The sequence below is a fragment of the Enterobacter cloacae complex sp. FDA-CDC-AR_0164 genome (assembly GCF_003071645.1).
GTDB classification, from domain to species: domain Bacteria; phylum Pseudomonadota; class Gammaproteobacteria; order Enterobacterales; family Enterobacteriaceae; genus Enterobacter; species Enterobacter ludwigii.
Genome location: NZ_CP028950.1, coordinates 1469044 through 1482700, shown reverse-complemented (window position 1 = coordinate 1482700; position 13657 = coordinate 1469044). Strand labels below are relative to the sequence as shown.

14 protein-coding genes are annotated in these 13657 nt (G+C 56.4%); 8 read left to right on the top strand and 6 right to left on the bottom strand.

The window, feature by feature from the left end; translation table 11 throughout:
• Window position 1 precedes the first annotated feature (1 nt).
• The 4 genes from fdxH to AM410_RS07205 all read left to right on the top strand — a co-directional run bounded on the left by fdxH (window position 2) and on the right by AM410_RS07205 (window position 3642).
• Entirely contained in the window at window positions 2–904 is a 903-nt protein-coding gene (fdxH, locus tag AM410_RS07220) for a formate dehydrogenase subunit beta (protein WP_014172231.1), read from the top strand.
• A complete protein-coding gene (gene fdoI, locus AM410_RS07215) occupies window positions 901–1536 on the top strand; it encodes a formate dehydrogenase cytochrome b556 subunit (RefSeq protein WP_014172232.1) in 636 nt (211 codons plus the stop codon). The genes fdxH and fdoI overlap by 4 nt, the downstream gene beginning before the upstream one ends.
• A complete protein-coding gene (gene fdhE, locus AM410_RS07210; protein ID WP_014172233.1) occupies window positions 1533–2462 on the top strand; it encodes a formate dehydrogenase accessory protein FdhE in 930 nt (309 codons plus the stop codon). Before fdoI ends, fdhE begins: the two co-directional genes overlap by 4 nt.
• A gap of 265 nt (window positions 2463–2727) precedes the next feature.
• Window positions 2728–3642, top strand: coding sequence for an alpha/beta hydrolase (locus AM410_RS07205; protein WP_086533035.1), 915 nt, complete (start codon window positions 2728–2730; stop codon window positions 3640–3642).
• A gap of 28 nt (window positions 3643–3670) precedes the next feature.
• On the opposite strand, the gene fabY is transcribed toward AM410_RS07205, so the two are convergent.
• From fabY to AM410_RS07175, 6 genes are all read right to left on the bottom strand, one after another.
• A complete protein-coding gene (fabY, locus tag AM410_RS07200; protein ID WP_020883976.1) occupies window positions 3671–4612 on the bottom strand; it encodes a fatty acid biosynthesis protein FabY in 942 nt (313 codons plus the stop codon).
• 44 nt (window positions 4613–4656) lie between these two features.
• Complete coding sequence (gene dtd / locus AM410_RS07195; protein WP_020883977.1) at window positions 4657–5094, bottom strand: D-aminoacyl-tRNA deacylase; 438 nt, start codon at window positions 5092–5094, stop codon at window positions 4657–4659.
• Window positions 5091–5972 (bottom strand): virulence factor BrkB family protein, encoded by an 882-nt coding sequence (locus AM410_RS07190; protein WP_014172237.1) that lies wholly within the window; start codon window positions 5970–5972, stop codon window positions 5091–5093. The genes dtd and AM410_RS07190 overlap by 4 nt, the downstream gene beginning before the upstream one ends.
• Window positions 5966–6565 carry a glucose-1-phosphatase gene (gene yihX, locus AM410_RS07185; RefSeq protein WP_014172238.1) on the bottom strand — a complete coding sequence of 200 codons (600 nt, stop codon included), beginning with the start codon at window positions 6563–6565 and terminating at the stop codon, window positions 5966–5968. Before yihX ends, AM410_RS07190 begins: the two co-directional genes overlap by 7 nt.
• 122 nt (window positions 6566–6687) lie before the next feature.
• Window positions 6688–7488 (bottom strand): DeoR/GlpR family DNA-binding transcription regulator, encoded by an 801-nt coding sequence (locus tag AM410_RS07180; protein ID WP_032679260.1) that lies wholly within the window; start codon window positions 7486–7488, stop codon window positions 6688–6690.
• 34 nt (window positions 7489–7522) lie between these two features.
• A complete protein-coding gene (locus AM410_RS07175) occupies window positions 7523–8419 on the bottom strand; it encodes a sugar kinase (RefSeq protein WP_083599704.1) in 897 nt (298 codons plus the stop codon).
• 155 nt (window positions 8420–8574) lie between these two features.
• Here AM410_RS07175 and yihU point away from each other — a divergent pair, with 155 nt between their 5' ends.
• The 4 genes from yihU to AM410_RS07155 are packed head-to-tail and all read left to right on the top strand — an operon-like array spanning window position 8575 to window position 13655.
• Complete coding sequence (yihU, locus tag AM410_RS07170) at window positions 8575–9465, top strand: sulfolactaldehyde 3-reductase (RefSeq protein WP_073397752.1); 891 nt, start codon at window positions 8575–8577, stop codon at window positions 9463–9465.
• 17 nt (window positions 9466–9482) lie between these two features.
• The gene (gene yihT / locus AM410_RS07165) at window positions 9483–10358 is read left to right on the top strand and encodes a sulfofructosephosphate aldolase (protein WP_083599703.1); all 876 of its coding nucleotides are present in this window, start codon (window positions 9483–9485) and stop codon (window positions 10356–10358) included.
• A 14-nt stretch (window positions 10359–10372) separates the two neighbouring features.
• On the top strand, window positions 10373–11614 hold the full coding sequence (gene yihS / locus AM410_RS07160) for a sulfoquinovose isomerase (protein WP_014172243.1): 1242 nt from the start codon (window positions 10373–10375) through the stop codon (window positions 11612–11614).
• 16 nt (window positions 11615–11630) lie between these two features.
• Complete coding sequence (locus tag AM410_RS07155) at window positions 11631–13655, top strand: alpha-glucosidase (protein ID WP_050737754.1); 2025 nt, start codon at window positions 11631–11633, stop codon at window positions 13653–13655.
• Window positions 13656–13657 lie beyond the last annotated feature (2 nt).

The following is a 13657-nucleotide window of genomic DNA, read 5'->3' as shown; positions in this document are numbered from 1 at the left end:
TATGGCTTATCAATCTCAAGACATTATCCGTCGTTCCGCGACTAACGGTTTCACGCCCGCGCCTCAGGCGCGGGACCACCAGCAGGAAGTGGCGAAGCTTATCGACGTGACCACCTGTATCGGCTGTAAAGCCTGCCAGGTGGCCTGTTCTGAGTGGAACGACCTCCGTGATGAAGTGGGTCACAACGTCGGGGTGTACGACAACCCGGCTGACCTGACCGCCAAGTCCTGGACGGTGATGCGTTTCTCGGAAGTGGAACAGAACGACAAACTGGAATGGCTTATCCGCAAAGACGGCTGTATGCACTGTGCGGATCCGGGCTGCCTGAAGGCATGTCCGTCAGAAGGGGCTATCATTCAGTATGCTAACGGTATCGTCGACTTCCAGTCCGAACAGTGCATTGGCTGCGGCTACTGCATAGCGGGCTGCCCGTTCGATGTCCCTCGCATGAACCCGGAAGACAACCGCGTCTACAAATGCACGCTGTGCGTAGACCGCGTAAACGTCGGCCAGGAGCCTGCGTGCGTGAAAACCTGTCCGACGGGCGCTATCCACTTTGGTTCCAAAGAGGATATGAAAACGCTGGCGGCTGAACGCGTGGGCGAACTGAAAACCCGTGGCTACGACAACGCAGGCCTGTACGATCCGGCCGGCGTGGGCGGCACGCACGTGATGTATGTGCTGCACCACGCAGACAAGCCGAATCTGTATCACGGCCTGCCGGAGAACCCGGAAATCAGCGCGACCGTGAAGTTCTGGAAAGGCATCTGGAAACCACTGGCAGCGGTGGGTTTTGCTGCCACCTTCGCAGCGAGCATCTTCCACTATGTCGGTGTCGGTCCGAACCGCGCGGAAGAGGAAGACGACAACCTGCATGAAGAGAAAGACGAGGTGCGCAAATGAAAAAACGTGACACCATCGTGCGCTATACCGCGCCGGAACGCATCAACCACTGGGTCACCGCCTTCTGCTTCATGCTGGCGGCGATAAGCGGGCTGGGGTTCTTCTTCCCCTCCTTCAACTGGCTGATGCAGATCATGGGGACACCACAGCTGGCGCGTATACTGCACCCGTTTGTTGGCGTCATCATGTTCGCGTCGTTCATCATCATGTTTTTCCGATACTGGCACCATAACCTAATCAATCGGGATGATATCTTTTGGGCGAAGAATATTCGTAAGATCGTCGTCAACGAGGAAGTGGGTGATACCGGGCGTTATAACTTCGGCCAGAAGTGCGTATTCTGGGCGGCGATTATCTTCCTGGTCCTGTTGCTGGTGAGCGGCGTGATCATCTGGCGTCCGTATTTTGCGCCTGCTTTCTCAATCCCGGTGATCCGATTCGCGCTGATGCTGCATTCATTTGCCGCAGTGGCGTTAATTGTGGTTATCATGGTGCATATTTACGCCGCCCTCTGGGTGAAAGGCACCATTACCGCGATGGTGGAAGGCTGGGTAACCAGTACGTGGGCGAAGAAACATCACCCGCGCTGGTACCGAGAGGTCCGCCAGAAACAGGAAAAGTCATCTGAATGAGTATTCGCATAATCCCGCAAGATGAGCTGGGTTCGAGCGAGAAACGCACGGCGGATTATATTCCGCCGTTGTTATTCCCCAGACTCAAGAACCTCTATAACCGCCGCGCAGAGCGTCTGCGCGAGCTGGCAGAGAACAACCCACTGGGCGATTTTCTGCGTTTTGCCGCGCTGGTTGCCCATGCGCAGGAAGTGGTGCTATACGACCACCCGCTGCAAATTGACCTGACCGCGCGCATCAAAGAGGCCAGCGAGCAGGGTAAGCCTCCGCTGGATATCCACGTTCTGCCGCGCGATAAGCACTGGCATACGCTGCTGCACTCCCTGATTGCCGAGCTGAAACCCGAGATGAGCGGTACCGCGCTGGCGGTCATTGAGAATCTGGAAAAAGCCTCCGATCAGGAGCTGGAAGAGATGGCGAGCGCGCTGTTTGCGTCCGATTTCTCCCTGGTCAGCAGCGACAAAGCGCCGTTCATCTGGGCGGCGTTGTCGCTTTACTGGGCGCAAATGGCCAGCCTGATCCCGGGTAAAGCCCGCGCCGAATACGGTGAAGCGCGTCAATTCTGCCCGGTATGCGGCTCAATGCCGGTGTCCAGCATGGTGCAGATCGGTACCACTCAAGGGCTGCGTTATCTGCACTGCAACCTGTGTGAAACCGAGTGGCACGTGGTGCGCATTAAATGCAGCAACTGCGAGCAGACGCGCGATCTCAACTACTGGTCGCTGGAAAATGAAGACGCGGCGGTCAAAGCTGAAAGCTGCGGCGACTGCGGTACCTACCTGAAGATCCTTTATCAGGAAAAAGACCCGAAAGTCGAAGCCGTCGCCGACGATCTCGCCTCGCTGATTCTGGACGCCAAAATGGAGCAAGAGGGCTTTGCCCGCAGCTCTATTAACCCGTTCCTGTTCCCGGGTGAAGGGGAGTAATCCCCACTCACAGTGCCGGGCAACGTTGGTTTGCCCGGCCTGTATCTGGTTGACTGCAACATCCTCGCCTTCCTCTCGCATATCTTCCAGCATCACTGTGCAGGCAAACTACACGTGCGTTATTCAGGACTAAAGCCAAATTTAATATCCATGTTTACTTTTGCGAGCCGCTTTCCAGAATCGTTTTCAGCCTCGTTTTCCCTGTTTCACTCGACAACAAACTGAGTTATAACACTGTATATTCATACAGATTAAAGGGACCCACATGGCACTCGAAAAAGGGATTGATACGCTGGTTCAGGCGTTCATCGCAGCAGGACGTCCTTCTGCGCGTAGCCAAAGTATTGATGACCGGAGAGCAGGCTATATTGCCAGCACGGCGCTTGCCGGTGAGACAGAAACGCGCGTTGACGTAGAGACGCTGAACCTCGAAGGCATCACATATCGCGTCTTCTCTCCGCCAGATGCTGCTGAAAAGCTGCCGACCGTTATTTACTACCATGGGGGATGCTTTATCAGCGGCGGCTTCGATACTCACGATAATCAACTGCGCCAGTTAGCGTTTTATGGCAACTGCCGCGTCATTGCGATCCAGTACAGACTTGCTCCTGAACATACCTACCCTGCCGCCCATGATGATGCAGAAAGAGGCGCACATCTGATCTGGCAATACGCGGATATGTTTGGCGTGGATAAAAACCGTATCACCCTGTGCGGGGACAGCGCGGGAGGCCATCTGGCACTGGTGACGGCTCTGCGGCTCACGTCTTCCGGACTCTGGCAGCCTGCTCAGCTCATTCTTATCTACCCGATGCTGGATGCCACGGCCTCTTTTGAAAGCTATACCCGTAATGGCGCGGATTACGTCATCACCCGCGATACGCTGCTGAGCGGATATGAGCTCTATCTGGCCAACACGGAACGCCAGCATCCTGAAGCGAGCCCGCTCTGGCGAAAGGATTTTAGCGGCCTGCCTCCCGTGCACATCATTACTGCCGAGTTTGATCCGCTTTGCGACGAAGGTGAGGCGCTATATCAGCGCCTGACTGAGCAAGGCGTCACGTGTACGGCTCAGCGGTGGCTGGGGGTTATCCATGGATTTTTCCAGCTTGGCGGGGTCAGCCCGTCTGCGCGCGATCTTCTGAGGGATATTGCCAGACGGATCGGCGCGGGGAATTAGCCCGGCAATCATGCCGGGACGCCGGAGCCTACTCTTCTTCGTTTCCACCCTCTTCAAACGCGCCAAACGGCTTCGCAGGAAGAACGATGTAGGTACCTTCAAAGACGGCACCCGGCGTTTCATCGCCGAACAGCTCAACGCGCATCTGTACGCGCGCTTTACGCCCGCGCGCCAGGCGGTCGAGATCGCCCCCAAGTGCGCCCAAATCGGCAACGGCGCTCGGCTTACCACTGATCGGCGCGCTGTAACGAATATGGGCATCGGCCAGAATAATGGTGCCGCCAAGATGGCGTTCGCGGAGCATCAGCCAGATTAGCCCCCAGCCGGTCAGCGTGGCGAGTGAAAACAGGCTGCCGGCAAACAGGGTGTGATGGGGGTTCTGATTGCCGATTTCCGGCATGGTGGTAATGAATTTTTGCCCGGTGTACTGCTGAATACGCACGCCCATTTTTTCACTCAGGGGAATGTGCTGATACCAGGCCTGCTGGAGCTGCCCACACCAGTCGGCGCGATGGAGAATATCATCCAGCGTAGCGATGGGTTTGATCATCAAAAAGTGACGAATCGGCGTGGTTTGCGGGGCGGTGATTTCCCCCTGGTTAACAAAACCGAGTTTGGCGAAGAATTCGACGGCGTCTTCGCGGGCACTACAGGTGACGCGCTTAACCCCTTCCTGACGGGCGACGGACTCAAGGGTCATCGCCATCAAGGTGCCGAGGCCTTTATCCTGCACGGAAGGATGAACCGCCATAAAGCGGATTGAAGCTTCGTTATCGGCATTGATGTACAAACGCCCGACGGCGACGAGGTTACCCTCTTCGTCCATCACCATCTGGTGATGGGCCATCGCATCCCAGGCGTCGCGCTCAGACCCTTTTGGCTGATGTAATGGCTTGCGTAACATTTCCCAGCGGAACTGGTAATAGGCTTCTAACTCTTCTTCCGTTTGCGGTACTCGAAGGTGATACATAGCTGTACTCTCTCTTGTTACCCGCGGCCACGCCGCCAGTTGGCTCATACCTGGAGCCAGAATGTGACGGGGCCATCGTTCACCAGCGATACCTGCATATCTGCAGCGAATCGTCCGGTTTGCGTATTCATGTCCTGTTGACGACAACGCGCCACAAAGTACTCGTAAAGGGCTTCTGCACGATCCGGTGCGGCACCTTTAGAGAAACCCGGGCGCATGCCGCGCTCGGTATCGGCCGCCAGCGTAAACTGGGAGACCACCAGCACGCTGCCACCCGCCTGCTGAACGTTCAGGTTCATCTTACCTTCCGCATCGCTGAAAATGCGGTAGCCCAGCACGCGCTCGCACAAGCGGTTGGCTTTCTGTTCGTCATCATCCTTTTCGACACCTAACAACACTAAAAGTCCTGGGCCAATTTCACCCGTCACCTCTCCCTCCACGGTGACGCTGGCACGGGTTACGCGCTGTATCAATGCAATCATGGTTGGTCTGCTTCTTGTTGTTTTTCAGCTTCTGCTGCTTTTTTAAGTTCGCGGTATACGCCGAGAGTGACAGTTATTTCGGCACCAAGCAAGACGATACACCAGGTCCAGTAGACCCAGACAAATAAAATGGGGATCACCGCCAGCACGCCGTAAATCAGCTGATAAGACGGGAACATGGTGATGTAAAGGGCAAACCCTTTTTTGCCCAGTTCAAAGAGCAATGCCGCGACCAGCGCGCCCACGACCGCATCGCGGTTAGGCACGCGCGTGGTCGGTACCACGCTGTAAAGCAGCCAGAAAGAGAGCCACGATAAAATCAGCGGGAAGATACGCAACAGGTTATCGATAACGCCGTTGAGATCGCTGGCCCAGCGCAGCGAAAGCAGATACGAACTGATAGCCAGACTCGCTCCGGCCAGCAAGGGCCCCAGCGTTAAGATCATCCAGTACACCGCAAAGGAATAAACCTTGGGCCGCGCCTTTTTACTCCGCCAGATGGCATTCAGCGCGTTATCTATGGCGTACATCAATAACAGCGCCGTGACGATCAGGCCACACGCCCCAACCGCCGTCATTTTGCTGGAGTTAGCGACAAACTGTTCAATGTAGTTCTGTATGACGTCCCCGGTGGCGGGAATAAAATTCGCAAAGACAAAGTGGCGAAGCTGCAGGCTGACATCTGCAAACATTGGAAAAGCGGAAAATAGCGCAAAAATGACGGCCACCAGCGGCACAAGCGAGAGCAGTGACACGTAGGCGAGGTTACCCGCTAGCGTGGTCATGTTGTCCTCATCAATGCGATGCCAGAGCAGTTTCAGCCACGCCCTGAGCGGACGAGTATGATGCGTGGCTTTTTGATGAACGGTTTTTAGCATAACTGCTTCGCAAAATAGTTTGGTATCGTCTCCTTTCCGGTCACCAGAATTGACGTGATACCCAACTGGTTAGCTCCCTCTATATTATCGGCATTGTCGTCGAAAAAGACCGCATCGGCCGCGGTGAATCCTTCCGCCTGCAGAACCGCCTGATAGATACGCGCTTCGGGTTTACGCATCCCCATCTCCTGGGAGAGGTAGATTTTATCGGCCGCCGCCTGCACCTCAGGATACTCGTCAGGCCAGAACGTGGTATGCAGACGGTTAGTATTCGACAGCACCACAACCCGATGCCCCTGCTCGCGGAGTTTATGCATAATGGCGATCACGTCCGGGCGGATCGCGACGAATACTGCCTGCCAGCCATGGGAAAACTGCTCGTAACTTAACGGCACATCCATTTCATGACACAGACGTTCAGCAAATTCTTCATCGCTAATTTCGCCGCGCTCGTGCTGATGGAAGGTCTCGCCCATGGCGAAACTCTGCTTTAACGTCGCCAGCGGGACACGGCTAAAGTCGCTCCATGCGCCCAGCACCCGATTAAAATCGATATCGACGATTACATTTCCTAAGTCAAAGATATAAAGCATTTTTTATCTCCTGCTCGCCGTGGAAAAGTAACTGTAGCGGGAAAGATAAGGTTTGGCTATGCGCCAGATTCAGCTTACAGAAAGGAAAGGCCCGAGCCTGAATATCGGGCCATTAAGAAGGGTTAGCCTGCCTGCTGTTCGTCGCCTGAATTCACCTCAACGACTTCAACCTTGCTGGATTTGAGATGATTGTGCAGCGCAGATCCCGGTAGCTCATCGGTGAAGAGCGCGGTTGCCTGCGACACGTTACCAATTTCAACGGCAGCAGAGGCGTGGTATTTCGTATGATCGGCCGCCAGTAAAATATGTCGCGCGTGGGCCATCATGGTTTTCACCACGCTGGCTTCATTAACGTCAAACTCCATCATCGCGCCGTCGTGTTCAATTGCTCCGACGCTGGTCACCAGGTAATCGGCACGGAAGCCTGACACGAACGCCGTCGCTGCAGGCCCGATAATGCCTCCGTTATGCGGACGCAGCGTACCGCCAGGCACCATCACTTCAAAGCGCGGGTTCTTATACAGAATATGCGCCACCCGCAGGCTGTTGGTGATGATGCGCAGATGATTATGGTTGAGCAGCGCCCGGGCAACGTGCTCCACCGTCGTCCCGATAGTAATGAAGATGGTTGAACCATCGGGAATGTAGTCGGCAATCGCTTCGGCAATGGCCCGCTTCTCTTCGGTCAAGGAGACTTCACGTTGCTCAAATGCGGTGTTCACCACGCTGGATGCCCTGCCCGCGCCGCCATGATGACGCGTGATCAGCCCCTGCTCACTCAGCTTGCGGATATCCCGGCGCACGGTTTGCGTTGAGACGTCCAGCAGTTGCGCCAGTTCATCAATGTTCATATAGCCGCGGTCAGCAATCAACGTAAGCAGTTGATCGTGCCGCGGGTTGCCGGTCAGTTCGGTAAGGCTCATGGGCTGTCCTCTGAAAACCATCACGCCCCGCATTTTATACAAAAAGTGACAAAAAAGAGCGGATTTGATCACAGTCAGGTATACCCGCCCGTCCGCCGGGCCGGGTACATTTCAGTGCCGCAACCGCGCTCGCGAAACGTACCGCGTCTGGTGACGCCCCCTGCTGCGCCAGACTCACCGCCAGCGCGCCGTGAAAGACATCCCCTGCACCTGTGGTATCCACCACGTCGACCGCAAATCCCGGCTGATGACGAAGCGCGCCCTGCTCCAGCCAGTAACACCCTTCACGCCCTTGCGTGACGTAGACATGTCCATTTGTGAGCGTTTGTGCTTTTCTCAGCGCGTTTTCCGTATCGTCCAGCTGGCTTAAACGCCGCAAACCCGGCGCGGAGAAGGCCGCGTGATCGCTTAAGGCGACCAGTTCAGCAATGTCCTGCGGGGTGACATCGGCATCAAGCAGCGTGCTGACGCCCTGCTGGCGGGCAAGGGTGAACGCCTGTTTAGCCCCTTCGTGCCAGCGCACGTCGGCTAATACGATATCCCATTGCGAAAAATCGATATCCTGCAACCATGCCGCTGTAGTCGGGAGATCGGGGCTGGGGTAGTTAGCAATAACACGCTCCCCGTGGCCATCCACCAGCACGGCCGATTGCGATGAACGGGCTCCTTTCACCATCCGCGTATAGCGCGTGTTTACCCCCAGGGACTCCAGCTCCGCGAGCAGTCTTCTGCCGGTATCGTCATCACCCACCCGGCCAATAAAGTCCACCTCAGCCCCCAGTTTCGCTGCCGCCACCGCCGCAGTCGCCGCTGGACCGCCGCCCACCTCCGTATAGTCTTTTGCGACATATTTGCCACCTTCTTTCGGTAAATCATCGAGATACCAGATGCGATCCAGCACGGTAATGCCGACACAAACGATGCGAGTCATGGTGATTCCTTCTGCGTTTTCTGATGCTCTCATTTTAATTTCACGAAATGTTTAAAAAGTGACCCCTGTCAATTTTTTGACTATAAATTACAAATACGATCAAAAACAGACAACACAAACGCTCAATAATTGACACGATGTGACAGGAGAGAAGCATGTCAGCAATTGCCTTTATCGGGTTAGGACAGATGGGTGCGCCTATGGCAACGAATCTGCTTAAACAGGGCCACCAGCTTCACGTTTTTGATGTAAACCCACAGGCGATACAGGCCCCGGTGGCGCGTGGAGCCCTGGCTGCAGCCACGCCTGCACAGGCAGTAAAGGAGGCCGAATTTGTCATCACCATGCTGCCAAACGGAGACCTGGTTCGCACAGTCTTGTTTGGTGAGCAGGGCGTCTGCGAAGGGTTATCCCGCGAAGCGCTGGTCATTGATATGTCCACCATTCACCCGCTACAGACCGATGCCCTGATCCACGACATGGCTGAACGTGGTTTCAGCATGATGGATGTGCCTGTCGGACGCACATCGGACCATGCCGTCGCCGGAACATTACTCCTTCTGGCTGGCGGCACCGCGCAGCAGGTTGAACGTGCCACGCCGGTGTTGATGGCGATGGGCAATGAACTGATAAACGCAGGTGGGCCAGGCATGGGCATCCGCGTGAAGCTTATTAACAACTACATGAGCATTGCCCTGAACGCGCTGTCCGCTGAAGCCGCCGTGCTGTGTGAAGCCCTCGGCCTCTCTTTCGATGTGGCGCTCAGCGTTATGAGCGGTACGCCAGCAGGCAAAGGCCACTTCACCACCTCATGGCCTAACAAGGTGCTCAAAGGCGATCTTACACCGGCCTTTATGATCGACCTCGCGCATAAAGATCTGGGGATCGCGCTGGACGTGGCAAACCAGCTCCACATCCCGATGCCGCTGGGCGCGGCCTCCCGTGAAGTCTACAACCAGGCGCGGGCCGCCGGACGCGGGCGCGAAGACTGGACAGCCATTCTTGAACAAGTTCGCGCATCCGCCGGGCTGAAAAAAACACACTGATACGAAAGGACTGAGGAATGACGATGTACACCCTGAAAGATATCACCCGACCTTCCGGCGGTTTTGCGATGCTGGCCGTTGACCAGCGCGAAGCGATGCGCCTGATGTTTGCTGCGGCGGGCGCACCGGTGCCGGTCACCGATCGGCATCTCACCGACTTTAAGGTCAACGCGGCCAAAATTCTGTCGCCGTATGCCTCCGCCATTCTTGTCGATCAGCAGTTTTGCTACCAGCAGATCGTAGAGCAACAGGCCGTTGCCAAAAACTGCGCGATGATTGTGGCAGCAGACGAATTTATTCCGGGGAACGGGATCCCCGTTGACAGCGTCGTCATCGATAAAAACGTTGATGCCCAGGCGGTCAGGCGCGATGGCGGTAAAGCGCTGAAGCTACTGGTGCTGTGGCGTAGCGACGAAGATCCGCAGCAGCGTCTGGAGATGGTGAAGGCGTTCAATCAGCTGTGCCATAACAATGGACTGCTCAGCATTATTGAGCCGGTAGTCCGCCCGCCGCGTCGCGGCGCGACGTTTAATCGTGAACAGGCCATTATCGACGCGGCAAAAGAGCTGGGAGACAGCGGAGCTGACCTTTACAAAGTGGAGATGCCCCTGTTCGGCAAAGGCTCTCAGCAGGAATTGCTGACTGCCTCGCAAAAACTGAACGAGAACATCGCCATGCCGTGGGTGATCCTCTCATCCGGCGTGGACGATAAGTTGTTCCCAAGGGCGGTGCGTGTTGCGATGCAGGCGGGTGCATCCGGCTTTTTAGCCGGCCGCGCCGTCTGGTCATCAGTGATTGGCCTGCCGGACACGGAACTGATGCTCCGTGATATTTCTGTGCCGAAACTGCAGCGTTTGGGTGAGATCGTCGACGAAATGATGGCTCGCCGTTAAAAAAGGACCCGAACATGAAATGGTTTAACACCCTGAGCCATAACCGCTGGCTTGAACAAGAGACTGACCGCATTCTCGATTTCGGTAAAAACGCCGCCGTGCCGACCGGCTTTGGCTGGCTGGGCAATAACGGTCAGGTGCGCAGCGATATGGGCACGCATCTGTGGATCACCGCCCGTATGCTGCACGTTTATGCCGTGGCGGCAAACATGGGGCGTCCCGGCGCATATGCCCTGGTGGAGCATGGCATCAACGCCCTGAATGGTCCGCTGCGTGACCCGCAATATGGCGGCTGGTACGCCTGTATTAACGATGAAGGCGTTATGGATGCCTCCAAGCAGGGCTATCAGCACTTCTTTGTTTTGCTGGGCGCGGCCAGCGCCGTCACCACCGGCCATCCGCAGGCTCGCAAGTTACTGGACGATGCCATTGAGGTGATTGAGCGTTATTTCTGGAGCGAACAGGAACAGATGTGCCTGGAATCCTGGGATGAGGCCTTCAGCAAAACCGAAGAGTACCGTGGCGGCAACGCCAATATGCACGCTGTCGAAGCCTTCCTGATTGTGTATGACGTGACGCATGACCGTAAATGGCTCGACCGCGCCCTGCGCATTGCCTCGGTGATCATTCACGACGTGGCACGCAAGGGCGAGTACCGGGTTAATGAGCATTTCGATACACAGTGGAACCCCATCCGCGATTACAACATTGATAACCCCGCTCACCGTTTTCGCGCCTACGGCGGTACGCCAGGCCACTGGATCGAGTGGGGCCGCCTGATGCTGCACCTGCGCGCTGCGCTGGAAGCGCGTTTTGAAACACCACCCGCATGGCTGCTGGAAGATGCAAAAGGGTTGTTCCACGCCACAATCCGCGACGCCTGGGCACCCGATGGTGCCGACGGTTTTGTCTATTCCGTTGGCTGGGACGGTAAACCCATCGTTCGCGAGCGCGTGCGCTGGCCGATTGTCGAAGCGATGGGAACGGCCTATGCGCTCTATACCGTCACCGGCGAGGCGCAGTACGAAGCCTGGTATCAGAAATGGTGGGATTACTGCATCAAATACCTGATCGACTACGAGAACGGTTCATGGTGGCAGGAGCTGGATATCCATAACGAAGTGACCACCAAAGTCTGGGACGGCAAGCAGGATATTTATCATCTGCTGCATTGCCTGGTGATCCCTCGCTTACCGCTGGCGCCAGGGTTAGCCCCGGCCGTTGCCGCCGGATTACTGGATAGCCAGGCCAAATAATAAAAACGGAGATCTTATGCGTACCCTACACAATATTATTCTTAAAAGCAGTGAACATGGTTTCACCCTGAGCTGGCAGGATCGTCTGATTCTGTCCCACACCGCCGACACCCCGTGCCTGTGGATCGGCGCAGGTGAAGCCGATATCGAGATGTTTCGCGGCAACTTCAGCATCAAAGACAAACTTAATGAAAAAATTGCCCTGACCGAGGCCACCGTCGCGCCGCAAAATGCGGGCTGGGCGATTCGCTTTACCCGGGGTGACGCCGTCAGCGCCACGCTACTGGTGGGTGTGGATGCCGAAGGACGCCTGGAGCTGAAACTCAAAAATGATGCCACCTGCCATAACCGCATCTGGCTGCGGCTGGCGGCCCAGCCCGAGGATCATATCTATGGTTGCGGAGAGCAGTTCTCCTACTTCGACCTGCGCGGCAAGCCGTTCCCGTTGTGGACCAGCGAGCAGGGCGTGGGCCGTAATAAGCAGACCTACGTCACCTGGCAGGCAGACTGCAAAGAGAACGCGGGCGGCGATTACTACTGGACCTTCTTCCCGCAACCCACCTTTGTGAGTACCCAGAAGTACTACTGCCACGTGGATAACAGCTGTTATATGAATTTCGACTTCAGCGCGCCGGGGTTCCACGAGCTGGCCTTCTGGGAGGATAACGCCACGCTGCGCTTCGAATGCGCGCAATCGTATGTCGATCTGCTGGAAAAACTGACCGGGTTACTGGGTCGTCAGCCCGAACTGCCGGACTGGGTTTACGACGGGGTAACGCTGGGCGTTCAGGGCGGCACCGACGTGTGCCAGCAAAAGCTCGACACCATGCGCAACGGCGGAGTGAAGGTGAACGGTATCTGGGCGCAGGACTGGTCCGGCATCCGGATGACCTCCTTTGGCAAACGCGTGATGTGGAACTGGAAGTGGAACAGCGATCTGTATCCGCAGCTGGATACACGTATCCCGCAGTGGAAGCAGGAAGGCGTGCAGTTCCTCTCCTATATCAACCCTTACGTGGCCAGCGACAGAGACCTCTGTGAAGAGGCGGCGAAACGCGGCTATCTGACCAAAAACGCCGACGGGCAGGACTATCACGTCGAGTTCGGCGAGTTCTACGCGGGCGTTATCGACCTGACGAATCCGGAAGCCTACGACTGGTACAAAGAGGTCATCAAAAAGAACCTGATAGCGCTGGGCTGTGGCGGCTGGATGGCTGATTTTGGTGAATATTTGCCGACTGATACCTTCCTGCACAACGGCGTGAGCGCGGAAATCATGCACAACGCCTGGCCTGCGCTATGGGCGAAATGTAACTACGAGGCGCTGGAAGAGACCGGCAAGCTCGGCGAGATCCTGTTCTTTATGCGCGCGGGTTATACCGGCAGCCAGAAACACTCGGTGATGATGTGGGCCGGCGATCAGAACGTCGACTGGAGCCTGGACGACGGTCTGGCGTCAGTGGTTCCTGCGGCACTCTCACTGGCAATGACCGGGCACGGGCTGCATCACAGCGACATCGGCGGTTATACCACGCTGTTTGAGATGAAACGCAGCAAAGAGCTGCTGCTGCGCTGGTGCGACTTCAGCGCCTTCACACCGATGATGCGTACCCACGAGGGCAACCGCCCTGGCGATAACTGGCAGTTTGATGGCGACGGCGAAACCATCGCCCACTTTGCGCGTATGACGACCGTCTTCACTACCCTGAAGCCCTACATCAAAGCCGCCGTTGCGCAGAACGCGAAAAGCGGCCTGCCGGTGATGCGTCCGCTGTTCCTGCATTACGAAAACGATGCGCGCAGCTACACGCTGAAATACCAGTATCTGTTTGGCCGCGATCTGCTGGTGGCACCGGTCCATGAAGAAGGCCGTCGTGACTGGACGCTCTATTTGCCTGAGGACACCTGGGTGAATGCCTGGACGGGTGAAACGCATGAGGGCGGTGACATCACCGTTGACGCTCCGCTCGGCAAACCGCCGGTGTTTTATCGCCAGCAAAGCGAATGGGCAGACCTGTTTAGCACCTTACGTCATATCTGATA

Excerpts from the sequence above, each read along its gene's own strand:
- fdxH (WP_014172231.1), top strand. The coding sequence starts at position 2 with ATGGCTTATCAATCTCAAGACATTATCCGTCGTTCCGCGACTAACGGT.
- fdoI (WP_014172232.1), top strand. The coding sequence starts at position 901 with ATGAAAAAACGTGACACCATCGTGCGCTATACCGCGCCGGAACGCATC.
- fdhE (WP_014172233.1), top strand. The coding sequence starts at position 1,533 with ATGAGTATTCGCATAATCCCGCAAGATGAGCTGGGTTCGAGCGAGAAA.
- AM410_RS07205 (WP_086533035.1), top strand. The coding sequence starts at position 2,728 with ATGGCACTCGAAAAAGGGATTGATACGCTGGTTCAGGCGTTCATCGCA.
- fabY (WP_020883976.1), bottom strand. The coding sequence starts at position 4,612 with ATGTATCACCTTCGAGTACCGCAAACGGAAGAAGAGTTAGAAGCCTAT.
- dtd (WP_020883977.1), bottom strand. The coding sequence starts at position 5,094 with ATGATTGCATTGATACAGCGCGTAACCCGTGCCAGCGTCACCGTGGAG.
- AM410_RS07190 (WP_014172237.1), bottom strand. The coding sequence starts at position 5,972 with ATGCTAAAAACCGTTCATCAAAAAGCCACGCATCATACTCGTCCGCTC.
- yihX (WP_014172238.1), bottom strand. The coding sequence starts at position 6,565 with ATGCTTTATATCTTTGACTTAGGAAATGTAATCGTCGATATCGATTTT.
- AM410_RS07180 (WP_032679260.1), bottom strand. The coding sequence starts at position 7,488 with ATGAGCCTTACCGAACTGACCGGCAACCCGCGGCACGATCAACTGCTT.
- AM410_RS07175 (WP_083599704.1), bottom strand. The coding sequence starts at position 8,419 with ATGACTCGCATCGTTTGTGTCGGCATTACCGTGCTGGATCGCATCTGG.
- yihU (WP_073397752.1), top strand. The coding sequence starts at position 8,575 with ATGTCAGCAATTGCCTTTATCGGGTTAGGACAGATGGGTGCGCCTATG.
- yihT (WP_083599703.1), top strand. The coding sequence starts at position 9,483 with ATGACGATGTACACCCTGAAAGATATCACCCGACCTTCCGGCGGTTTT.
- yihS (WP_014172243.1), top strand. The coding sequence starts at position 10,373 with ATGAAATGGTTTAACACCCTGAGCCATAACCGCTGGCTTGAACAAGAG.
- AM410_RS07155 (WP_050737754.1), top strand. The coding sequence starts at position 11,631 with ATGCGTACCCTACACAATATTATTCTTAAAAGCAGTGAACATGGTTTC.